The following is a 23,768-nucleotide window of genomic DNA, read 5'->3' as shown; positions in this document are numbered from 1 at the left end:
TGCTAATCTTCAGGTCTTCAATACTTTGTCCCACAGGCTGCTATAAACATCCCGCAAATATACATTTTTTAATATATGAATGTCCGTAAGGCTGGCTATTTTAAATTATGTTTTTATATACTATTTTATGTATTTTACACATGAGCCTCCCTGAAAGCCTTAGTAGTAGCACGTTTGGGCTTATTCTGTGAGAATGAGACAGTTAGCCGAAGAGACCTATCTATAGATTGAAAGACGATCCCTATAATATAAACCGAATGCCTAAATTTTTATTGCTACCCTCATTATTGTTATTATTTCATACCCAGTCATTTGCGCAATATGCGGACAGTGGAACGGGTCATCTGAAGGAAGTAGTGTGGTGGATGGACTGGTCAGGTATGAAGATAGAAAATGGTGCAACCAGAACGATTACAACAGCTGACGGACTGTCCGTCACGATCACTATCTCTGATGTTACCGGCACACCTGTATCGCCTGCGGTGATGAATATGTCGGGTTATGCTTTTTTGAAGAACCTGTATGATTTCTCTGACACTGCTATGAGACCAGCACTGTCAGTACCTAACAACTTCAATAACAGTAGTTTTACTATAACTGCAAACGCTACACGTTATGGCAGACCAGCCGCTTTTACGCTGGTAGCAGCAGATGCAGAAGCTTCCAGTTCGCTGGAAACGCTGGTGCTCAGGACTTCCGCAGGGAACTGGCGATCTGTCGAATTTCTCCGTACTTCAACGCAGGTGAATAATCCGGCAGCAGGATGTGGTACTGCAACCGTAACAATTTCAGAGACATACGGCGGCACAAAGGGAATAGGTCAGCTGCCCATTGTTGCTACAGATGTAGTTTCCGGCGTACCGCTTAAACTGGATGTCGGCTTATTGCGTACCGGTCATGGCAGTAGCGCCGTAGCTTTTGGTATTATCGCAAAAGTAGATGAAGGTGATCTGCCAGCCACTTATGGCCGTGCGTTTCATCAGCTGGTATACAGCACACAGAATTCATGTAATTATCAGGCGCCGTTTCCTGTGACCAGTTTACAATCTACGCTGAAACTGGGTAGTGTGGCCGGTGATGCGGATACGGCGGGTCAGACGGATGATAATCTGCATGGACAGGATGAAGAAGCCATCAGTGCGTTTCATGATTATACCGGAAGTGGTAGTTACACGGTGAATGTACCATTAAGTAATGCAACAGGTAAAAATGCGTATCTCTCTGCATGGTTTGATTATAACCGGAATGGTGTATTTGAATTGGCTGAACTGACAACTGCAGTAGTGCCGCCTAATGCAACGATTGCAGCAATTAACTGGACAGGATTACCGGATGGATTTATTACAGGCAGCGTATCGCAATATGGTTTCCGGTTTCGTTTATCGACCGATCAGCAGGCTGTAAGAACACCCACGGGATTTGCGCCTGACGGGGAAGTAGAAGATTATATCGTGCATATTAAAGCGCCCTGTGCTGCTAATGTGAATACACTTTCCAATATGGTGCTCTGTGCCGGTAAACCTGCACAGCTGAATGCGAGTGGTGGAATTAAATATCAGTGGTCACCTTCTGCCGGATTATCATCAGATACTATTCCGAATCCGGTAGCAACACCGATGGTGACGACAACCTATACCGTGAATGGTGTGGATGCGTATGGTTGTCCGGGAAAGGCGAGTCTGACGATTCACGTCAATCCTTCACCTGTATTCAACAGAAGAAGTGATACGGCGATCTGTTCCGGTAACTCTTTACAGTTGTATGCTATTTCTGATGTACCGGCTACCTATTCCTGGTGGCCTGACAGTTCGCTGAACAATAGTATTATTCCCAATCCTGTTGCTACACCTGGTGTCAGCACCAGTTATACTGCTACTGCGACAACGATGTATGGTTGTACCAGTAAAGCGGTGATCAATATTCGTGTGAACCCTTCACCTGAGTTTAAGGTGATCCCCGATACACCGGTGGTATGTCTGGGGCAGACCGTAGATATTCTGGCAAAAGGAGGGGATGTGTTTAAGTGGTATAGTGACAGGGATTCTCTGCTGACCACTAATGCATCTATCACGGTGGCGCCTGTCTGTGATTCAATTTTCAAGATCTATATGGAGCATCATACCTGTGCGGTTTCCGATACGTTCATTGTGCCGATCAAGGTATATGCACTGCCGGTTACTTCTGTTTCGAAATCGGGCGATATAGACTGCGCACATCCTGAGGTGAGTCTGGAGGCAAAAGGAGGCGTTTATTACAACTGGCAACCTGCTGTGGCTATCTCTAATAACCTTGTGGCTAATCCGGTCGTATCGCCGCTTAAATCGGCCACTTATGAGGTGACAGTGATGGATGTACATGGGTGTACCCAGGTGGAAGCAATTACGGTGAATGTGGATGTTGCCCTGGCCTTTACCCGTTATCCGTTGCCGACGGCATTTACGCCAAACGGAGACGGCCGGAATGACTGCTTTGGGATGAAGTTCTGGGGAGAGACGAATACGTTTGAGTTCAGCGTATTTAACCGTACCGGTTTCAGGGTATTCAGCACACGTTATCCCGGTCATTGCTGGGATGGTACTTTCAAGGGAATGGAACAGCCTGCGGGCACTTATATCTACATGATCAGAGCGAAGACGATCTGTGGGGATGTCATACGTAAAGGCACTGTTGTACTTGCCAGATAAACAATGAGGCTATCTCAACAATGAGATAGCCTCTTCCTGTATATAGACTGGTTAACTTACTAATTAATGCCCAGACGCCTTGCCGTTTCTCCCGCTTTAAACTCATCTGTCTTAAACGGATTTCCTTCTGCTGTGAATACGTAATCAAGCGTATTCAATCCACTGTCTGGTGTAAAGAGCAGGTACAGGTATTTCATTGTTGTCGCAAAGAAATAGACCGGCATTTTATTCTGCTGTTGTTTACTTCTGATATCCATCACTCCTGTGAATGCGCCACCTGCTCTGCAATACTGTAAGATATCATTGTAGTATTGTCTGCCCATCTGCTGATACGCGGTATCTTTTGTGTAATCATAGAGATACCAGGCTGATTCAATGATCTCAGGATTCAGGTCATACGCTGCTGCCGTAATATGTTGACGACGGAAGTCGTAGATCATCGGAATCATACCGTATTGCTTCCAGAGATTGTTCCAGGTCCGGTGTACCCTTGCGGCCTGTTCTGCATCATTATCGATACACAAAAGGGCGGGCAGGAATGCATCGTATCCGGTAGCGGTCGTGTTCTTTGTTTCTCCTGAATACATGTCCGTTCTGCGGTACCATATGGCGGTATCACTTTCCTCTGCATTATACTGATGAACGGCTGTAATGGTTTTCTCCCACATCTCTTTCAGTTCGGCATCTTTGAACAGCAGCCAGGTTTTCAGCATGCTTTCGTAATAGGCGCTGCCGCCTGCGCCGATGCAGCTGATGGTTTCGAGCCAGTCACCGGTTTCATTATTGATGATGTTACCGGTGAGATTGAGGGCGGATCGTCTGCCATATACGGCTTCTGTCGCTTTCCTCGCTGCCTGATAATATTTCGGGTCCTTTGTGTAATAACTCAGGATGCCCATTTCCAGTGTATAAGCGGCTGCTTCTGCGGTATTGACCTTTTCGCCTTTTACTTTACCAGTTTTCAGATTGACCCAGTAATAGGGAATACCTGTCGGTGATTTGAAGGCTTTTAAGAGACGATCTCCAAAGTCTTTTGCGCGTTCCAGTACTTTTGGCTGATGTGTACAGGAGTACATGTATAAGAGTCCTCCCAGTACGCGATTGTTGACATCAAAGGTCTTTACGTAAACGTCTATATCAAAGCTGCAACTATCAGTTACAAACTTCTCAATATCTCTGGCCTGTTTCTGGAGGCCCATTACTTTCATGGTGCTATATGCATCGATCTGCGAAATACGTATCGGCTGTTCGTACCAGTCCGTGTAGGTTTTCGTTTGCGGCAATAATACATCATGTCCCCAGGCGTATCGTTTGTAAGCATCCCAGGACTTTACAAATTCCTGTTTGACGCTTAGCGATAACTCCGCCTGCTGGGCTTTCATAGGTAGGTAGGCGATCATGGCTGCGGCAGCCACAATACATTTTTTCATCGGATGCTAAATTATGATCTGCGAAAGTAATAAACCGTTCATACTATTGCGCTAACAAATATATTTTTTACGGTATAACGATCTACGACATACGCTGGTGCTGTTCCCGGTATTGGGAAGGTGTTTGCTGGTATATAGTCTGGAACTGTTTATAGAAATGGCCGAGGTTATTAAAGCCACAATCGTGGCAGATACTCTTAATAGGGGCATTGGTGATGGCTAACTGTCTGGCAGCAAACTGCATACGTAATTCCGTCACCAGGGTGGAGAGTGTTTTGTCGTAACATTTGCGTACGGTACGGTTGACATAATCAATGTTACGGCCGCAGATCGAAGCAAAACCTCTGGCGCCCAGCCGGAAGAGGTCGGGTTGTGCAGGAAACTGCTGTATGGCATTGTTCAGCCATGCGGGAATATCCTGGTTATCCGGTTGATTTTCAGTGGGGAGTAAGAGTTTAAAAAGGGAGAGGAGGAAACTGTCCAGGTAGATGGCGGAGTCCTGGTGTTTCCACATTTTTTCTGCCAGGTGGGTAATACTTCTTAATACCGTTTCGTCCAGCGTGGCCTGGTAGGGCAGGTCGCCTTTTTTCCAGAAGAAATCTTCCGACTCCGGAAAGTACCGCTTTCTGAAATACTGTACGGTTTTAAAAGGAAAAGCGAGGTTCATCATGGTGATGCCCTGACGGTTGGAAGAGAAGGTGTGCAGATCATCCGGGCGCATCATGACAATATCGCCTGTATTCAGCGGGGTGTTTTGTCCATTGATCAGATGAATGCCATTGCCATGCTCTATCCAGAAGATCTCGGCATAATCATGATTGTGTAGTGAAATATCATCGGTAGAGAATATTTTTACCCTGGCCAGATGAAAAAGCTCACCTTTTGTAATGAAGTCGCGTAGTAAGAACCTCGTAATTTTCATAAATGTCCCCTGACAGTGTTAAAGGTAGCAAAATTTTATGCAGATGTGCCTGGCGGAAAGTATTAGTAACAGTGGATTAACCCTGTTATCCAGCTTTTCTGACAGAGAAGTATAAAAAGCATCGTTCGGATACTTACTGGCGCAGATATTGTTTGTTGAAAAGCCCAAAGCAGCGGTTTGCTGATCGTGTCATAGCAGTACCCGAACGGTGACGCTGCCACGTGATGCGGCTGCAAGGCCTTACGATTAAAAAAGTTATCTTTATAAACACATATCTTTTATTAACCCTGTAGATTGTTGCGTATGTTAAGCATGACGAGAAAAAATATCAGGATTAACCCTGATTTCAAAAGAGTCATTCCCCGCTTTTTTAACTCCGGAAACGAAAGATCGGTGCAGATCATCAATAAGGTTGTGGATATGCCGGAGAATGTGGTATGTGAGGTACTGAATGGTGTCCTGAAAGAGTTCTCCCGCAGATATAAGGACATCCATAAAGTATTTGAAAATCATTATTCCAGGATCTCTCACCTGGTACCGGCAGGCGTCATTGTCACCAAAGACAGGCAGCACCTGCTGGGGGCTTATTTCACCATGGAATATTCACTGGAAGCGGCCGCGCTGTTCAATCCATCGGTTGTAGAAGCGCCAGACCAGTCGGGTATTCTGCCGGGACATAAACGCGTGATCGTCAGTTTCCGGGCCACTGGTGAAAGTCATATCTCGTCTATCGTGTTCCGCGAAGGTGTGATCGACAAAGACTGTAATATCACGCTGGACAATCCGGCGCATTTCCTCACGGAGGGAAAGCTGACCGGAGAAAAGCGGAATGATAAAGAACATTTCGCCCGACAGCTGAATCAGCTGCGTCTGCCGGAGGATCTGCATGTGGGTATCCTGCATCAGCTGACAGATGAATTTACCTATTCTGAGATAGATATTATCCTGCGGAATTCGCTGCGGGGTATTAAAGATCCGATGGATCAGCTATCGTTGAAGCAGCATGTACTTGAACTGGTGGATGCCAGTTATGAGCTGCATTTCCCGGAACATACTTCGCTGGGTGAACGGGTGATCTTCCCCGTGACCTATACGGAAAAGAATGGTATTGAAGATGCGCGTTTCGTAAAGTTTACGGAGGAAGAGGGCTCCTGTACATATTATGCTACCTATACAGCTTATGACGGTTCCTTTATATTGCCTAAGCTGATCAAGACCTGCGACTTCCAGCATTTTGAAGTGCACCCGCTGTATGGTAAAGGAGCGGTCAACAAAAACCTGGCCTTATTCCCCAAAAAGATCAATGGAAAATATGCGATGTTGTCACGGATCGATGGACAGAACAACTATATTATGTTTTCTAACGATCTGTATGACTGGGAAGAGCCGCAGTTATTACAGCAACCTAAGTATCCGTGGGAATTTGTGCAGATCGGCAATGCTGGTTCTCCGCTGGAAACAGAGAAGGGTTGGCTGATCATTTCGCATGGGGTGGGACCGATGCGGAAGTATTGTCTGGGCGCGTCCCTGTTTGATCTGGAAGACCCGACAAAAGAGCTGGGCCGGCTGCAATATCCGCTGCTGATGCCTAAAGAAGATGAACGGGATGGATATGTACCGAATGTGGTGTATTCCTGTGGCGCTATGATACATGAGGGACAGGTGTTCATCCCTTATGCGGTGTCTGACTATGCCTCGTCTTTTGCCAGTGTTCCGCTGGATAAGTTATTAAAGGCTTTATTGAAACAATCTCACTAAGTACCGAGAATACGTTTATAAACTTCTATGTAATCTGAGACCATTTTTCCCTGGCTGAACCTGGCCAGGGAATGTTCTCGGCAATCATTTCTGCGAATATTACCCGCCTTTTTTACCGCCAATACTGCTTCCGCTGTATTTGTTACCAGGAAACCAGTTTTAGCGTCTGTAATCAGCTCTTTCATGGCGCCTCTGTCGAATGCAATGACCGGCGTACCACACATCATGGCCTCTGCAATGCTTAATCCGAATGGTTCGTTGAACAGAACAGGGTGCAGCAACGCCTTTGCTTTTCCGAGGATATTGTTCCGGTCTTCGGGGCCTACATTTCCTTTATAGACCACCTGTTTGTCATCGATGTGCGGGGCGACCTTTTCCCGGTAGTAGTTCTCGTCCTGAATCAGTCCGCAGATGATCAGCCGCATACCAGCTTCTTTTGCGATCTCAATAGCCAGATGCGTTCCTTTTTCCGGATGTATCCTTCCAAAACTCAGCAGGTAATCATCCGGCGTAGCCGTAAAAGAAAACAACGCTTCATTCAGTCCGTTGTAAACAGTATCAATGTAAGTCAGGGAAGGATCACGGTCACTGTTACTGATAGAAACGTAGTGCGTAGTACTGTTATACTTTTGATATACCGGCAGAATAGCAGGGGATGAGAAGCCATGAATAGTGGTCACAATAGGTGTTTTAATCACCCTGGACCAGGTCAGTGGCAGAAAGTCGAAATGATTATGAATGAGATCAAATTCCCCGGCACGTTCCATTAATGAGGAGATATGGAGACATTCCCATACCTTAAAATCGCCCGGTTCATCTCCGAGGGAATGTTCTCTTACGGAAGACAATTTTGCATTGGTAATAGAGTCGCCGGTAGCGAAAAGCGTGACATCCAGTCCCTGTTGCACAAGGCCTTCGGTCAGCACAGACGCTACCTGTTCCCAGGGGCCATATTGCTTTGGGGGGGTGCGCCAGCTGACAGGCGCAAGAACAGCTATTTTCATTTATTTATTCAATGTTTCGGCAACAGTGAAGTAAGCGATCCAGAAAGCGATCGTGCTTTCTGCACCCTGGTTTTCATTGACACGGTCAGGTTGAAGGCCATCTGCACAACCGCCGCTGATGGCATCATATAGAGGCTGTTGCAGGGCATTGTCGCCCATAAACCATTTCCAGGATTGTATCAGTCTGTTTAGGTATCTGTTATCGCCGGTGACATGATAAGCCTGTTGATAGCACAGGACCATTGCCATGGCATCCAGCGGCTGCTGATCAAAGATAGCGGTGGTGCCTCCTTTGCTTGCCCATCCATCGTTTCCTACAGGATAGAGCACTTCATCATGAAAAACTTTTGATTCCAGGAAGCTGATCGCTTCCAGGGCTGTATGCAGATAGTTTTCCTGCCGGGTGATCTCAAAGGCATGCAATAATCCTAACGGGATAATAGCATTGTCGTAGGTCAATACATCTTCAAACCAGCACCAGTCGTCTTCACTGTATCTTTCATATTCATACGTGAGTTTATCGGCCATCTGTCCGATGCGGGACAGCTGATCCATATCTGCTGCATGCAACTTTGCGAAAAGGCAAAGTCCGACAAGACTATTGGCAATGCCCCGTAATGATTGCATATCATCCATATGAGGTACTGCTTTCAGAAAAATGTCTTCAGCAGTACGAATGATCATCGAAGAAGGGCCATATTCCATCAGATACCCCAATGCCATTATTGTACGACCATAAGCATCTTCTGAACTACCGTCGTATATGATCTGTTTATCATATCGCATGAAGTTATGGAAATAGCCGTCATCCATCTGCATGTAGTGAATGAAACTGAGGTAGATAGACATGAGTCTTGATGCCTCAGGATACCGGCCATGTTTCCAGGCAAGCGCTGTCAGTAGTAATGCCCTGGAATTGTCATCTGTACAATAACCTTCTTTTCTGTTAGGGGTAATGCGCAGTGCATGTTGTATGATGCCTGTGCTGTCTGTCATGTTAAGCAGATGTGCCGGATTGAAGGGCGGTAAAACCAGTTGGTCCGGCACAAAAGTTTGTTCAGGAAAAGTTACTGCTGTCTGTAAATGCGAACGCATGTAATTCTTTTTAGTGAGATAATACGCAACGGTGTTTACAGTGCTGCAAGGTTATTATCGTAAGTTGGAAGTTGTTTTTTCATCAGCTCATAAAACAGCATCGCGTGTTTACGTGCGACGGTGCCCCACATGGTATTCCTTGTTTTCATGAACGCCTTTTTGCCCATTTCCTGACGGATTTGCTCATTGCTCAGGAGATAAATGGCGTTATCAGCAAGCGCATCTTCATCACCTGATTCGATGATGATACCGGTTTCCTTGTCCAGCATCTCTTCTGCCAGTACAAAGGCGTTGGAAATGATCGGACAACCTGCGCTCATCGCGTACATGAAGGTGCCGCTCATCGCCTGGTTACGATCGCGGGAGGTAAAAAGGTAAATATCTGTCAGTGAGAGATAATTGAGCAGGACATGTGTTGGAATGAATTCATTCACCAGTTTAACATTATCCGTCAGATTATTGTCTCTTATCAGTTGTTCAAGACTTTCACGATAGGCCTCTCCTTCAGAAGCGACCAGGTTGGGGTGGGTATTCCCCAGTATGATGTATACTGCTTCAGGAAATTCCGCAGCGATTTTGACCATTGCCTTGATACCGGTTTCGATACCCTTGTTCGGACTCAGCAGGCCAAAGGTGGTTAAAATCTTCTTATTATCGAGATGCAGTTTGGTTCTGAGTTCGTTTTTGTTGGCCGCCGGTATAAAATGCGTACCGTGCGGGATAATGGCCAGTTTCTCTGCCTTGATATTATAGTCCTGCACCAGTAAGCGATGGGAGTGCTGTGTCATGACAAGCACTTTATCTGCCAGCAGACAGATGCTTCTTACCAGTTTCAGCCGCTCAATATCCGGATCAGGCAGGACGGTATGGAAGCGGATGATGAATGGTTTGGTGAGCAGGGAGATGAAGGCGAGCACATATTCGCCCATATTTCCGCCGAAAAGACCGAATTCATGCTCTATACACACCATTTTGATGGCGGGATTCTGATTAATTGCTTCAGCCCCTGCAATACACGAGTTCAGTCTGCAACCGTCCATGACCATTGTAACCGGAGATGCATAATTATCTGTGTTGGCCCGTTTGTCCAAAGCGCATACGCTGACCTCAAACTCATGTTTGAGCAGGTACATAAGTTCATTGGTGAGATCGGCGGTAAAAGTGGCAATACCACATTTACGGGGGGAATAAGTACTCACATAGAGTATCTCTGGCTTCATGTCAAATGTATCCATACCAAAAGGTTTTAACGCAGTAAAGTGAATTGACGTCACAAGGAGAAGGAATAAACAGGGCTTTAGGGCTGAGTTGTGTCCTGGTTCGTGGAATCAAACACAGAAGTGCAAAAAACGATCCAGTTAGAATTGGCATGGATTCTAATATTTTTATTATTTTTCTATATAAAAACTGACCCTATGTCAAAACAAACCAGAAGACAATTCCTCTCTGCTGCCGGTAAGACTGCCGCGGTGACCGGTATCGCTACCATGACAGGAGGTGCTGCAATGGCCGCTGCCGCGCCTGCACAGAAGGTATTCGTCCATCATGTTTATTTCTGGCTGCACAATCCTGATAGCCAGGAGGACAAGGCAAAACTGATCGCCGGTCTGCAGAAACTGGCTAAAGGAGCAAAAACTATCCAGCAACATCATATTGGTACGCCTTCCAGCACCAACAGAGACGTGATTGACCGTTCCTACCAGGTGTCGTGGCTGCTGTTCTTTAAGAACAAGGCAGAGCAGGACATTTACCAGACCGATCCCGCGCACCTGAAATTCATAGAAGAGTGTTCTTCTGTCTGGAAGAAAGTGATCGTATATGATGCAGAAGATATTTGAGGATACTTTGTATATTTGAACCAACAGCACAGCCCTGTCAGCGACGGGGCTGTTTAATCAGCCCGGATCTGCCCCTTAGACTGAATACAGGACTAACCAATGCCAGCCTTGATCTCATTTGTAAAAGCAATTGTTTATGCTGAAAAGAATCATAGGACTGCTATTTCCCCAAAGCCCGCCGGAGCCGAATGCCACGCTTAAAACTACAGGCAGCCGGATCACGGTGAGCGCACAGGATTGTACCGTTATTACTTCCAATTATTATGAGGAGCCTTCTGACAATGAGGGACTAGAGGTGCACATGATGGATGGCCTGATCGGTCTCCGGAGTGTTGAGATGCGCGAAAGGGAGATCTGTTATCTTTCCTGCGCCTATCAGCCCGATACGCACACCCATATGGAGCTGCTGAGTCCTTATATATACAAAGACAGGATGACGGTCAGTTTTCTGCTGGAAAGGCACAAGCAAATCTCTATTTATGTGAATCCTGCGGATCACAGGGAGTACTATTTCGACCTTGAATTTATGAATGCTTAACCCCTGACTATTTTATAAAAGCAAAAAGCGAATGGCTGTCTGACCATTCGCTTTTTGCTTTTATATGTTGTTCCGTGATATGTGTGTTACTGCATGCCGTCCATCATACCCTGGTTACCAGCTCCTGAGCTCTTACGTTTGAACAGGGAAGCATCTACTTTACCAAAGCGGTAGGCGATGTTCAGTTTGATCATCTGCGGGTTTCTCAGACGTTCGTAGTTCTGTATAAAGTAGTCGCTGTAAGAGTACTGACTGGTTTTACGTGAGCGGAAGATATCTGTTACGCCCAGAGTAGCCGTCAGTGCCTTTGTTTTCAGGAAGCTTTTCTTCAGGGCGATGTCTATACCGTAGAAAGAACGGATATAACCCTGAGAGGCGCTCTGTGCTTCCAGACCTGGAGGACCGCCGCCAAAGCCGGTGTTTGTATTGATCGGCAGATTGGTTTTGGACTGATAGGTCCCGGTCAGCTGCAGATCAAATGCTTTTGGCAGTTTGAAGTTACTGTTGATCTTGCCGAACATGCTCCACAGGGCATCCTGCTGAGCGCCTGCGTTGGCGTTGATCTTGGAATTATACAGGTTGATGTTGGTGGACACATCCCACCATTTGGTGAAATAGTTCTGAACCGTGATCTCTGCACCTGTTGTATAACTGCTGCTGGCGTTGATGTAAGTATTGATCAGCGCTGTGTTGCCGGTTGCCGGGTCTGTCTGGCGGTCGATAAAACTTGTGATGGTGTTATCGGTGTGTTTGTAGTACACGGAACCCAGCAAGGTGTGGTTACCCTTGAACGTTTTCAGGTAAGACAATTCCAGGGACTGTGTGAACTCCGGTACCAGGCCCGGGTTACCTTTAGTGATATTGAACTTGTCAGTAGAGTCAGCAAAAGGTATCAGCTGGAAGAAGTTCGGGCGGTTGATACGACGGGTCGCACTGATCTGTACTTCCTGGTCGTGTTTCAGTTTCTGGCTCAGGAAGACAGTCGGGAACAGGCTGATAGGGTAGCTGTTGCTGAATTTCTGACCTGTCTGAACCAGTTCGCCGGTATACTCTGAACTTTCCCCACGCAGTCCTAATTTATAGCTGAAGTTGTGGATGCTGCTGCTGAAGGTAGCATAGGCAGCGTACACGCTTTCATTATTTTTATAGTTGCTGGTATTACCGGAAGTGAGGTCATACTGATTCGTTGATTCGTTGAACAGATAATTGTAGTTATTGTTCTCGATGTGACGGAAGGCCGCACGTAAGCCTGCTTCCAGTTTACTTTTGGCGCCCAGTGGTTTTACGTAGTCGGTCTGAGCGGTGATGTTGCGCATTTTACCGCTACCGTCGATCTTTTCCAGTTCGTTGCCGGTCACAGCGCCACCTTTGATATTGTAGTAGTCAGTACTGTAATCGGAGCTGTTGTCGCTTTTACCACCGAAGTAGTTGGCGTCCATGGTCAGTTCTTCTCCTTCGTGCGGGAAGAGGTGTTTTAAACCTAATACCAGACCGTTACCATTGAAGGTACGTTCACCCTGGGTAGTCCTGCGGCTGAAAGACGTCATTGGCGAACCGGAGTAAAGGGTATCGCTATTGATGTCGAGGATGCTGGATGGTTTGAATGAGCCATGTACTTTGATACCGGACACCGATAAAGTGGTACGGTTAGTAACGAAGTAGTCGAGTCCGAGACGGCCAAACATGAAACCGCCATTGGTTTTGGAAGTGTTTTCCTGCAGGGTGTGAATGTTCGGATCATCTGCGATATCCAGCCTGTCGGTGTGACCGTTGGTACGATCGCGGATCTGGTTGATCATACCGCTGGCGGTGATGTTCACTTTACCCTGACGGAGGTTGAAGTCAGCGCCGCCATTAATACCACCACGTTTATCTACACCTGCACGGAGATTACCATTATAACCGGTTTTACGGTTCTTTTTCAGCACGATGTTCACGATACCAGCACCACCACCTGAAGCGTCGTATTTAGCGCTCGGAGCGGTCATTACTTCCACGCTTTCGATCGCATCTGCAGGGATCTGATCGAGGGTGAGGGTGGTCGGACGGCCATCTATCAGCAATTGTGGGGCTGAATTACGCATGGTCATCTTACCATCGATATCGATGTTTACGGAAGGTACGTTCCTCATTACGTCCTGTGCGGTACCACCGGCGCTGGAAATATTCTGTTCGACGTTGAATACTTTCTTGTCCATATCCACTTTCATGAGTGGTTTGGAGGCGGTTACAGTAACGCCCTGCAGCTGACTGATATCGCTGGTCAGTTTGATATTGCCCAGGTCTTTGTCAAATGAAGGCATGGTGCCCGGCGCAGGTTTCTTTGTGAGGAAAGAAATGGTCTGTGCGTAAGGCTTGAAACCGGTCGCTGATATTTTCAGGACCAATGGCCCCATTACCGGCAGATCTTCCAGGTTGAATTCGCCGTTGTTCTGCGTGATAACACCTTTCAGGAGAATTTCTTTTCTGGTATTGGTAGCGGAATCAAGTTTGTTCTGGAACACGATCACAGAGGTATAAGGCATTGGCTTCCCTTCGTTGTCGAGGACTTTTCCATAGATACGTCCTATACTTGGCGGTTTGGCGCCCGCAAATCCACCCGGGCCGGCTCCGCCACCTGGGCGCTGCTGCGCGGATACATAAAGGGAGAAGGTCAACATGGCAAAAAGCCAGAGAATTCTTTGCATAAGTAACATTCTTATTAACACAAAACTAATAGCGCGGTTCCATTATACATAGCAAATGAGACAATGCAAGGAAATAACGCGACAAAAAACGTGAATAATGGTGTTGGCCGTACTACATGATAAGCTGGTAATGACCTATTTAGTACCTGTCAGTGCAGCTACAGCTTCCCGGTAATTATCACCCACGGGCAACTCCATGGTACCGATAAAAACACTGTTTTTACGAATAGCGGTGATGTGGGCGACAGCAATAATATAGGATTTATGTATACGGATGAATCTGGCCGGTGGCAGCTGTTCTTCTACCTGTTTCAGTGGCATACGTGTCACCACAGGTTTGGCAGTGCCTGTCAGATGGATCCTGATATAGTCTTTTAATGCTTCTATCCAGATGATATCAGCCACATTGATCTTCAGCAGACTATAGTCTGAATTCACGAAGAAAAACTCGGGTGTGGTACCTGGAGCGGCTGTCAGTTGCTGGTGTTTGAGCTGATGCAGTTCTCTGGCCTTATTACATGCTTTGATAAAGCGGGGGAGGCTGACTGGTTTTACGAGGTAATCGGTCACATCCAGTTCGAATCCTTCCAGCGCATATTTTTCGTAAGCGGTAATGAGGATGATCATCGGTTTATGGGCCAGGCTCTGTATGAATTGCAGGCCGGTCAGTCCGGGCATCTGTATATCAAGGAAGATCAGGTCAACAGTGGTTTCCTGTAATACTTTAATGGCTTCGAAGGCGTCCGCACATTTTGCAACCATTTCCAGGAAAGGCACCTGGCGGATGTTGTCTTCGAGGAGGTCAAGCGCGAGTGGTTCGTCGTCGACGGCGATACATCTTAATGTCATGTTCAATTACGAATTACGAATCAGGAATTGGTTAGCCGTCAGTGATGATATGAATGTTTTATTTTCAATCGTGTATTGAGCTTCTTTTATATCCTTAAATAATTCTATCATGGTAATATTGTTGTAAAGCTAAATCTTAATCTTTAATTCCTAATTCGTAATTTTTTAATGTAAATGGAGCTGCAAAGATACCACAAACCATCCCTCTTTTTTACTGATCAGCAGCTGATAATTGTCTTTATATAACAGGTTGAGTCTGCGTTTAACGTTTGTCAGTCCGATACCGGAGGTCTTATCCTTGATCTCGGTGTACTCAGGATTGTACTTATTCATCACAGAGAACTGGAGCAGACCTTGTCTGGCGCGTAGTTCGATATCGATGCGGGCATCGGGAATGAGTCCGGTACCATGTTTAAAGGCATTCTCAACGAAAGGGATCAGCAGCATCGGTTCTATCTCGTATCCGTGCTCGGGCAGCTGCATGGATACATTGACCTGTACTTTTGTGCCAAAGCGCTGTTGCTGAAGGTCGATATAGCTTTGCAGATAGTCTGTTTCCTTATCCAGCGCCACAGTATCTTCATCGGCCTCATACAGCATATAGCGCATGAGGGAGGATAATTTGATCAGGGAAGGTTCCAGCTGATCTGACTGTTTTCTGGCCAGCGCCACCATGTTGTTCAGTACATTGAACATAAAATGGGGGCTTACCTGAGAACGCAGGAGGGAGAGTTCCGTTTTCAGATTTTCATTCTCTTTGTCACTGGCCAGTTTGTCTGCATTCATCTTGTCCCGGATCATTCGCCAGGCCGTACTACAGGCCAGTATGAACAATACGGTGAAGAAGGTGAAGAGGATGGTCGGTTTCAGTTCTGCCTGTTTATGCGTGATAAACGACTGTACAAAGAGGTATCTTAAGTAAATAAGCGCCGCAAAAAGGACCAGCAGTACGCCGCTGAATTGCAGGTATTTCTTACGATAGATCAGTTTCGGTATCAGCATATTTGAATTCAGATAGAAAAAGAGTGTAAGCAGGATGGCATTGATGATGAAATGGATATGCCAGTAGCGCTCATCGGGATCGGGTCCTCTGTGCTGATCAGGAGAAGGACGCAAAAGATAAGGCAGTGAAAAGAGCGTGATCCAGGCTACGGCGTGCAGGAAAACCTGTGCCCATTTCCTGGAATACCAAGCCTGTCTGGTATCGTTAACAAGTGTAGTCATTCCGGTGTGTGACATTAAACAACGGCAAAAGAACCAAAAAAATCCATCATTACGGGAAATATTGAGATGAATGCCTGTTTTTTGGCGGCAAACTTGTACTTTTCTTTTATATTGCTGTTTATTAGCGAATTAGGAAGCATATCATATCCCGAACCCCGGAGAAACTATTATTAATCGGCCATATAGGTAACCAGGTGTGTCAAAATAACTAAGTATTGATGAAAATCGGTCCTGCAAGCAACAGAAGGCATGGGAATAACGGTGTGGAACATGCTAAGTCCGCAAAGTGTTGAAAAAAATTCCCATTTCAACATGCAACATGACGGTACCCGCTATAAACTACGGAAAAGTATATTTGGATTTTTTTTTATTTAATTTCACCAATAATGCAATAACGTACATGTGGTTTGGGATAGTTACCAGCACGGAATAAGGACATTGTTTTACTGTTTTAAGGGATACTGGCACAGGGATTGGGCGATAAACAGTACGAACAACTATTCCGAATATCAGTAACATAACAGAAAGACACCGCGGTTACGAAAAGCTATGGCGTAAGCCTTTAAATCAAAAACCAGGTCCGGACGTTTGAGCAATATTGAAGTCAGGCGAGTCATGAAGAAGAAAGAGGAGCTCTACGTTTATTTTAATAACCGCGATACACCTTACAGCAGATGAGTAAAGTAAAGAATGTTTGCATTGTCGATGATGATGAATTATTCCAGTTTGTAATGCGGCAGCACTTTGAGCGGCTGGATCTTGTAGAACGCATTCATAAGTTTACAGACGGCGAACAGGCGCTCAATTATATCAAGTCGCACCTTGAACATCCGGATGAATTACCGGACCTTATCCTGCTGGACGTTAATATGCCTTACATGGATGGCTGGCAGTTTATGACTGAATTTGTACAGCTGCAGTTACCTGCCGGAAAACATATCCGGGTCTATATCCTTACCAGTTCAACGCACGAAAGTGATCTGCAGAAAGCCCGTCAGTTCCCAACCTTATCCGGTTATCTTGTAAAACCTATCGGAAAGAACATGATCCGCGAGATCCTCGTCGGAGCAGAACAGCACTAAATATTTTTCTGCATCAGTAGTCGTATATAGTCTGACCGTCATCTGCCTGTTTAGCTGGAGCAGAACAGCGCTAAGTCTTTTCCTGTATCAGTATCAGCATATGGTCTGATGACCGTCATCTGCCTGCTTAAGCAGAAGGCAGACCTTTGTCGTACAAGCACTGATTTATGAAAATAGAACAGCTTTACACAGGTTGCCTGGCGCATGGCGCCTATTACATTGAAAGTAACGGCGAAGCGGCTATCATTGATCCCCTGCGCGATGTAGCGGCTTATATCAGCAGGGCGCAACAGGATCATGCCGTGATAAAATATGTACTGGAAACACACTTTCATGCTGATTTTGTGTCCGGACATCTCGATCTGGCTGCAGCCACGGGCGCGAATATTGTCTATGGTCCGGGCGCAACGCCCGCCTTTCCTGCCTATATCGCAACAGACGGCGAAATACTCACACTCGGAAATATACAGATCAAAGTATTACATACCCCGGGACATACCATGGAAAGCAGCTGTTTCCTGCTGATCGATGCAGCAGGTAAGGAGACTGCGCTTTTCTCCGGTGATACCCTCTTTATCGGAGATGTGGGCCGGCCCGATCTGGCACAGCAGGCTTCCGGTAAAACCCGGGAAGAACTGGCAGGGATCCTGTTTGATTCTTTGCGCACTAAGATCATGTCTTTACCTCCTGATGTTACGGTGTATCCTGCCCATGGCGCGGGTAGTGCCTGCGGGAAACTGATCAGCGGTCAGCGTACAGATACCCTGGGCGGACAATTACGTACGAATTATGCCCTGCGCGCTGATATGAGCAGGGAGGAGTTTATAACAGCCGTTACCGACGGACTCACCCCTCCACCTGCTTATTTTCCTTTGAATGTACAGATGAATAAACAGGGCTATGAAAATGTAGACGATGTGATCACACGTGGTACCCGGGCATTGTTACCCGATGCATTTGAAGCCCTCGCGAATGAAACAGGCGCGGTGATCCTGGATACCCGCGGACCGGAACTATTTGTAGATGGTTTTATACCCGGCGCTGTAAATATTGGTCTGGATGGCAATTTTGCGCCCTGGGCAGGTACCCTGATCCCCGGACAACAACCGATTCTGTTCATTGCCGATCCGGGAAGGGAACAGGAGGTGGTGACACGGCTGGCCCGTATTGGATTTGATAATACCCTGGGGTATCTGAAAGGCGGTTTTGAAGCCTGGCGGGCTGCTGGTCGTACAGTAGATGATATTGTGGCTATTACACCGGCGGAACTGGCCGAACGGCAGTCCTGGATACCGGTACAGCTGATCGATGTACGCAGGAGGAATGAATTCAGCGGAGAACATATAGCAGGCGCTGTCAATATACCACTGGATTATATCAACGATCATATAGGTCAGCTGGATAAGCAGCAGTTATATTACGTGCATTGTGCCGGTGGTTACCGTTCTGTGATCTTTATTTCCATTATGCGTATGAGGGGGTATCACAATTTTGTGGATGTGAAGGGAGGGATGAAAGCCCTGAAGGAAAGCGGACTTTTTCAGCTGAGCGATTACTTTACGCCTTCGTCTACCTGATGGGACGGGCTGGCATGTGTCTTGTTTAATGATCAGTATTAAATCTACAACACATGAAAACATTTGGTCTCATTCTTATCGCAGCCGGCATTTTGATGATCGTTGTCCGCGGTTTCTCCGTAAAAACACAAAAGAAAGTAGTGGATCTTGGTCCGGTAGAGGTAAACAAAACTGAAAACCGCTGGATCGGATGGCCTACCTATGCAGGCGGTATTATCGCTGCTGTAGGACTGGTGCTCGTATTGACCGACAGGAAAAAATAAGGTCAGATAAGCAGGCGAATAGTTATTTTTGAAAAAAAGTTTCGTATGCCTGAATTAATGAACGATAAGCTACAGGTAGTTGTTGCAGAGAAAGGAGCCGAATTACAGAGCATCGTCCGTAAGGACCTTCAGCAGGAGTACCTGTGGCATGCCGGACCAGAATGGGCCAAGAAAAGCCCCGTATTATTCCCGATAGTGGGAACACTTAAGAACAATACTTACACATATAAAGGGAAAAGCTACACGCTTGGCCGCCACGGTTTTGCCCGTGATAAGGTCTTTACCCTGACAGAACAGACAGCAGATAAGCTGGTGTTCACCCTGACGGAGTCGGAAGATTCTTTACAGGTCTATCCTTTTCATTTCCGTTTCCAGGTAGTGTATACCATACATGACACTTCCCTGCAGGTATCTTATGTAGTGGAGAATACCGGTAAGGATACCATGTATTTTTCTGTAGGCGCACATCCTGCGTTTAAGGTGCCGCTGACAGAAGAGACGACATATGAGGATTATTACCTGCATTTTAATAAGGAGGAAAATGACGGCGTATGGCCATTGTCAGCCGACGGACTGATAGAACTGACGCCGGAGCCATTCCTGGTAAAAACACATAAACTGGGCCTGAAGCATCACCTGTTCTATAAAGATGCACTGGTATTCAAAACCCTGGCCTCTACCATCATGGAACTGAAAAGCGATAAATCGCCACGTGGTCTGAAGATGCAATACGAAGGATTCCCTTATATGGGTATCTGGGCGGCGAAAGACGCCAACTTTGTATGTATTGAGCCCTGGAACGGTATTGCTGACAGCGTGAATGCGACAGGTGATATTACCGGTAAAGAAGGGATCCATATACTGGATGCCGGCAAACGTTTTGAAAGAAGCTGGACGGTAACACTGTTTTAAGCAGTGATAATATAATTGATGACGGGATACTGGTATGCACTGGTATCCCGTTTTTTATTCTTCAGCTGATTGTTCTTTTTTACGCTGATAGTAACGTTTGGATTTGTCCGCAGTACCACAGCTGTCAGGGCTGCACCAGCGTTTCTTGTTGTTTTTGGTCTGATCGAGAAAGATCCATCCACAGGTTCCGCATTCCTTGATACGTATATGCTCTTCCGTAGTAAGCACATCGTAGGCCGATTTCATCACTGTCCATAACGGTGCGAGGAGGTCGGTGTATTCCTGTTTCAGGATAGCCCGTATGCCTGTACCGGAAGGTTCAAACTGTAGTTTTGATAGTCCGGTACCAAGCGCTTTATTGAATTTCTCCAGCACGCCGGCAGTGAGTGTACTGCCATCATTCTCCGCAATACCGGAAAAGAACTGATACAGCGTTTCTCTTGTTTTCTTCAGTTTCTGCAGGGCGAGACCGGCAGCCGTTTCATCCTTCGCAGCTTCCTGTAAGAGGGCGTTGCGCTGTGCTTCATCAAGGATATCTACCTTTTTGCACCATTCCATGACTTCCTGGTAGCTGCCGAGGTATTCGTGCAGATTGATACCCCTCCATGCATTTACCGTATTGATAAAATGGAAACAGAGGGCGCCGCCATCCAGGGATAATGTTGCTATTGATCTTTCCTTACTCATTTACGTACTCAAAAATACGACATTTGGTATTACTACTATCAAAAATTAGTTTGATGGTAGTAAAAAAATACTATTTTTATACCAGTAAATACGATTTAACAGGTAAAAACGGAGACATGAATGCTGAACGGAATGCGCCGCAGTGGTTGATCATACTGGCTTTTATGGCGGTGTATATCGTCTGGGGTACGACGTATCTGGCAGTGATCTATGGATTGCGGGGTTTTCCGCCGTTTATGCTGTCCGGGCTGCGGTACCTGCTGGCGGCTATCCTGTTGCTGGGATGGTGTAGGATAAGAGGTGTGGCCTGGCCGGGATGGTCGGTGGTAAAGGTCTGTATTGTGAGCGGTATCCTGATGCTGGTGGGCGGTAGTGGGATTGTGGCATGGTCGGAGCAGTATGTTACTTCCGGACAGGCGGCTATTATGATCGCTACAGAGCCGTTTGTGTTTCTGCTGGCGGACAGGAAGCGCTGGCGGGAATACTTTGGGAATGTATTTATCATTACGGGGCTGCTGGTCGGTTTTGCGGGGATCATCCTGTTTTTCGGAGGAGGAGAGGCTGCCGCGGAACAGGGCGCTGATAATACCATGCAATGGGTGGGCTATGGCGCCATACTGGTAGGAACAGTGTTCTGGGTGTCGGGCGCTTTACATGCAGAAGGCAAACTGGATAAGCGTACCCCTAATATCCTCAGCAGTGCCATTCAGTTGTTAGCGGCAGCGATTGCCAGCGGTTTACTGAGCGGCGCAACGGGAGAGTGGTCCCGCTTCCATATAGAACAGGTGCCGGCTGCCGCATGGGCCGGATTATTATATCTCGTTTTCTTTGGCTCCCTGATAGCCTATATGGCATTTACCTGGCTCATAACAGTGCGTCCGCCGGCATTGGTCAGCACCCATACCTACGTTAATCCCGTAGTGGCGGTGCTGATGGGCTGGGCTTTTGTAAATGAGCAACTTAGCTGGATGCAGTTGCTGGGTATGTTCGTTATACTGGTGGGTGTATTGTTAACTAATTTCCCCAACTACAAACTATCTTTTAACAGGCAACGTGCCTGAACATTTTTTAAATACCTTTGCCCGTAGTTTATTAAAGGAAGTAAACGCAGCAAAACTTTAGGAAAATGAATTTTAACCTGGACAAAATTCCTGAACGTACGAAACAACCTCGTTCATTTGGTATTACAATGGTGACTGATAAGGGGCTGAGCCTGCAGGATACGAAAGACTTCCTGTCTGTATCTTCGGCACACGTGGATATGGTGAAGCTGGCCTTCGGTACAGCATATGTAACACCTAACCTGGATGAAAAGATCAAAGTATATCAGTCATATAATATCCCTGTTTATTTCGGTGGTCTGCTGCTCGAGGCTTTCATTATCCGTAGTCAGTTTGATGATTATATCGATGTGGTGAAAAAGTACGGCATCAATTACTTTGAAGTATCTGACGGGTCTCTTTCTATCCCGCATGCAGAGAAATGCGGCTATATAGAGAAACTGGCCAAACTGGGTACCGTACTGAGTGAGATCGGTTCAAAAGATAAAGACCGTGAGCATATCACGCCGCCTTATAAATGGATAGAACTGATCAAAGCGGAGCTTTCCGCCGGTTCTGAATATATCATTGCAGAAGCGAGAGAAACAGGTAACGTAGGTCTGTACCGCGACTCCGGTGAGGTAAGAGAAGGGCTGGTACAGGAGATCCTGACACAGGTATCCGGAGAGAAGATCATCTGGGAGGCACCCCGGAAAGACCAGCAGCTGTATTTCCTGGACCTGATGGGTTGTAATGCGAACCTGGGTAATATTGCCTATAATGAAGTGATTTCACTGGAAGCAATGCGCGTAGGTTTACGTGGAGATAGTTTCCATTTTTACCTGGACGGAACGAAATAATATTATTGCAGATATGCAGGGAGGCCGGTCTTAATGACCGGCTTTTTTATTGCCAGTCATATCCGTGAAAAAAAATTATACTGCAGGATGTATGGATATCTGCATGGCTATCAACATCTTCTGTTATTGAGTATTGTCCCCCTATTAAGATTTATCTGCCCTGGATGTTTTAAAGGCGTATTGATATTTAAAAATAAACATATATTTGCCGCGCATTAATAATGCGGGGACCCTATATTATTTGTGTTTTAAACCCATAACCATACTAACACTAACACCACAGAATTTTTAATCAGAACAATATATCAGAAAACCTATGAAAAGAATCCTTTTGAGTGCAGCTGTACTCGGACTGTTTTTTACTGCCTGTAAAGACGATGAAACCAATAACCCGCAACCCGATGTTGCTGTAAAACTGCTGGCGAAAGACGTTTCTGAACACGACAGTACAATACTTGACTATGATGCAAGCAGGAAATTAGCATCGTTTCAGCGCTATGCCCTGGAAGATGCTGATGATAAGGTTGTTGCAAAACCTTCTTATGAAAACAACAGGCTCACAGCGTTTTTTACCGGTGCTACCCTGAATGCTGCTACGCATAAAGCGGTAACTTTCGGATATAACACTGCCGGTAAGGTATTTACTGTAAACTTCTATGATGAAGAAGACGGAAGCCTGAACCAGTACGATAGTATTGCATATGATGCAGCTGGTCGTGTTTCTGCCGTATATATTGCAGAGAAAGTGGCTGTAGAAAACCATCTGGGTTTCTTTGAAAAGAATGTGTTTGAGTGGGATGCAAAGGGCAATGTTGTGAAGACACACAGAATTGCTTTCGCAAACGGTACTGAAGCAAAAGATACCACTACTGCTGTATTGACGTATGATGATAAGGTGAACTACACAGCAAAACAGCCGGAGCTTTATCTGATCGATGTTGAAGATGTAGCTGCTGCGCTCTCAGCCAATAATATTCTGACGGAAACAATCCAATACGAAACATCTAAGGAAATTACCACTAACGTGTATACTTATGATGCGGAGAACTACCCTGTTACAAAAAAATCAACCAGAAAAGGAATACAGGGTGATACGGAAGTTAGTTCTTCCACTGAAAATCACAAGCTGACTTACACTAAGAAATAGTCATCTGCACATGAAATAAAAGATACCTTCCGGATGTAACATTCCGGAAGGTATCTTCGTTTTTATAACTATGAATGCCTATCCTGCATGTGGTAAGTATCCCCCCGGCGGAAAGACGTTGATGTATCATATGAGGGGACATTACAGTACATTCGTCCGCCAGTTCCCGTT

At 46.1% G+C, this 23,768-nt stretch carries 20 protein-coding genes; 11 read left to right on the top strand and 9 right to left on the bottom strand.

Annotated features, from left to right (window positions below):
• The first annotated feature begins 257 nt into the window (after window positions 1-257).
• The gene (locus tag BMZ72_RS25220) at window positions 258-2,684 is read left to right on the top strand and encodes a CshA/CshB family fibrillar adhesin-related protein (RefSeq protein WP_089812471.1); all 2,427 of its coding nucleotides are present in this window, start codon (window positions 258-260) and stop codon (window positions 2,682-2,684) included.
• 59 nt (window positions 2,685-2,743) lie between these two features.
• Here the strand turns inward: BMZ72_RS25220 and BMZ72_RS25215 are convergent, their stop codons facing one another.
• Window positions 2,744-4,114, bottom strand: coding sequence for a glycoside hydrolase family 47 protein (locus tag BMZ72_RS25215; RefSeq protein ID WP_089812470.1), 1,371 nt, complete (start codon window positions 4,112-4,114; stop codon window positions 2,744-2,746).
• 82 nt (window positions 4,115-4,196) lie between these two features.
• Window positions 4,197-5,036, bottom strand: a complete 840-nt coding sequence (locus tag BMZ72_RS25210) for an AraC family transcriptional regulator (protein ID WP_089812469.1) — start codon at window positions 5,034-5,036, stop codon at window positions 4,197-4,199.
• 312 nt (window positions 5,037-5,348) lie between these two features.
• On the opposite strand from BMZ72_RS25210, the gene BMZ72_RS25205 reads away from it, so the two are divergent.
• Complete coding sequence (locus BMZ72_RS25205) at window positions 5,349-6,794, top strand: glycoside hydrolase family 130 protein (RefSeq protein ID WP_089813798.1); 1,446 nt, start codon at window positions 5,349-5,351, stop codon at window positions 6,792-6,794.
• Here the strand turns inward: BMZ72_RS25205 and BMZ72_RS25200 are convergent.
• Genes BMZ72_RS25200 through BMZ72_RS25190 form a run of 3 tightly spaced genes read right to left on the bottom strand, consistent with a single transcriptional unit; the run spans window position 6,791 to window position 10,128 of the window.
• A complete protein-coding gene (locus BMZ72_RS25200; RefSeq protein ID WP_089812468.1) occupies window positions 6,791-7,798 on the bottom strand; it encodes a glycosyltransferase family 4 protein in 1,008 nt (335 codons plus the stop codon). The two genes, BMZ72_RS25205 and BMZ72_RS25200, sit on opposite strands and share 4 nt — an antisense overlap.
• Window positions 7,799-8,893, bottom strand: a complete 1,095-nt coding sequence (locus BMZ72_RS25195; protein WP_089812467.1) for a glycoside hydrolase family protein — start codon at window positions 8,891-8,893, stop codon at window positions 7,799-7,801.
• Window positions 8,894-8,928: 35 nt separating this feature from the next.
• Window positions 8,929-10,128 carry a glycosyltransferase gene (locus BMZ72_RS25190; protein WP_089812466.1) on the bottom strand — a complete coding sequence of 400 codons (1,200 nt, stop codon included), beginning with the start codon at window positions 10,126-10,128 and terminating at the stop codon, window positions 8,929-8,931.
• Window positions 10,129-10,308: 180 nt separating this feature from the next.
• Between BMZ72_RS25190 and BMZ72_RS25185 the strand changes: the two genes are divergently transcribed.
• On the top strand, window positions 10,309-10,731 hold the full coding sequence (locus tag BMZ72_RS25185) for a Dabb family protein (protein WP_089812465.1): 423 nt from the start codon (window positions 10,309-10,311) through the stop codon (window positions 10,729-10,731).
• 136 nt (window positions 10,732-10,867) lie between these two features.
• Entirely contained in the window at window positions 10,868-11,269 is a 402-nt protein-coding gene (locus BMZ72_RS25180; protein ID WP_089812464.1) for a hypothetical protein, read from the top strand.
• A gap of 86 nt (window positions 11,270-11,355) precedes the next feature.
• Here BMZ72_RS25180 and BMZ72_RS25175 read toward each other — a convergent pair whose 3' ends face one another.
• From BMZ72_RS25175 to BMZ72_RS25165, 3 genes are all read right to left on the bottom strand, one after another.
• Window positions 11,356-13,956: an outer membrane beta-barrel family protein gene (locus BMZ72_RS25175; protein WP_089812463.1), complete on the bottom strand. Its 2,601-nt coding sequence runs from the start codon at window positions 13,954-13,956 to the stop codon at window positions 11,356-11,358.
• A gap of 135 nt (window positions 13,957-14,091) precedes the next feature.
• On the bottom strand, window positions 14,092-14,805 hold the full coding sequence (locus tag BMZ72_RS25170) for a LytR/AlgR family response regulator transcription factor (protein ID WP_012793191.1): 714 nt from the start codon (window positions 14,803-14,805) through the stop codon (window positions 14,092-14,094).
• A 165-nt stretch (window positions 14,806-14,970) separates the two neighbouring features.
• Window positions 14,971-16,029 (bottom strand): sensor histidine kinase, encoded by a 1,059-nt coding sequence (locus BMZ72_RS25165; protein WP_089813796.1) that lies wholly within the window; start codon window positions 16,027-16,029, stop codon window positions 14,971-14,973.
• Window positions 16,030-16,703: 674 nt separating this feature from the next.
• Here BMZ72_RS25165 and BMZ72_RS25160 point away from each other — a divergent pair.
• From BMZ72_RS25160 to BMZ72_RS25145, 4 genes are all read left to right on the top strand, one after another.
• Window positions 16,704-17,111 carry a response regulator gene (locus tag BMZ72_RS25160; RefSeq protein ID WP_089812462.1) on the top strand — a complete coding sequence of 136 codons (408 nt, stop codon included), beginning with the start codon at window positions 16,704-16,706 and terminating at the stop codon, window positions 17,109-17,111.
• Window positions 17,112-17,278: 167 nt separating this feature from the next.
• The gene (locus tag BMZ72_RS25155) at window positions 17,279-18,688 is read left to right on the top strand and encodes an MBL fold metallo-hydrolase (protein ID WP_089812461.1); all 1,410 of its coding nucleotides are present in this window, start codon (window positions 17,279-17,281) and stop codon (window positions 18,686-18,688) included.
• Window positions 18,689-18,741: 53 nt separating this feature from the next.
• On the top strand, window positions 18,742-18,951 hold the full coding sequence (locus tag BMZ72_RS25150) for a hypothetical protein (protein ID WP_089812460.1): 210 nt from the start codon (window positions 18,742-18,744) through the stop codon (window positions 18,949-18,951).
• A gap of 45 nt (window positions 18,952-18,996) precedes the next feature.
• Complete coding sequence (locus BMZ72_RS25145) at window positions 18,997-19,863, top strand: aldose 1-epimerase family protein (RefSeq protein ID WP_089812459.1); 867 nt, start codon at window positions 18,997-18,999, stop codon at window positions 19,861-19,863.
• A 54-nt stretch (window positions 19,864-19,917) separates the two neighbouring features.
• Here BMZ72_RS25145 and BMZ72_RS25140 read toward each other — a convergent pair whose 3' ends face one another.
• Window positions 19,918-20,550: a CGNR zinc finger domain-containing protein gene (locus tag BMZ72_RS25140; protein WP_089812458.1), complete on the bottom strand. Its 633-nt coding sequence runs from the start codon at window positions 20,548-20,550 to the stop codon at window positions 19,918-19,920.
• 53 nt (window positions 20,551-20,603) lie between these two features.
• Between BMZ72_RS25140 and BMZ72_RS25135 the strand changes: the two genes are divergently transcribed.
• From BMZ72_RS25135 to BMZ72_RS25120, 3 genes are all read left to right on the top strand, one after another.
• Window positions 20,604-21,611 carry an EamA family transporter gene (locus BMZ72_RS25135; protein WP_218155284.1) on the top strand — a complete coding sequence of 336 codons (1,008 nt, stop codon included), beginning with the start codon at window positions 20,604-20,606 and terminating at the stop codon, window positions 21,609-21,611.
• A gap of 65 nt (window positions 21,612-21,676) precedes the next feature.
• Window positions 21,677-22,450 (top strand): phosphosulfolactate synthase, encoded by a 774-nt coding sequence (locus BMZ72_RS25130; protein ID WP_089812457.1) that lies wholly within the window; start codon window positions 21,677-21,679, stop codon window positions 22,448-22,450.
• A gap of 316 nt (window positions 22,451-22,766) precedes the next feature.
• Entirely contained in the window at window positions 22,767-23,597 is an 831-nt protein-coding gene (locus BMZ72_RS25120; protein ID WP_089812455.1) for a hypothetical protein, read from the top strand.
• Window positions 23,598-23,768: the final 171 nt, after the last annotated feature.

Origin of the sequence: Chitinophaga sp. YR627, assembly GCF_900114995.1 — a bacterium.
Classification (GTDB): Bacteria; Bacteroidota; Bacteroidia; order Chitinophagales; family Chitinophagaceae; genus Chitinophaga.
Note: the sequence above shows the minus strand (reverse complement) of the source record. Positions and strands in the feature narration are given on the sequence as shown.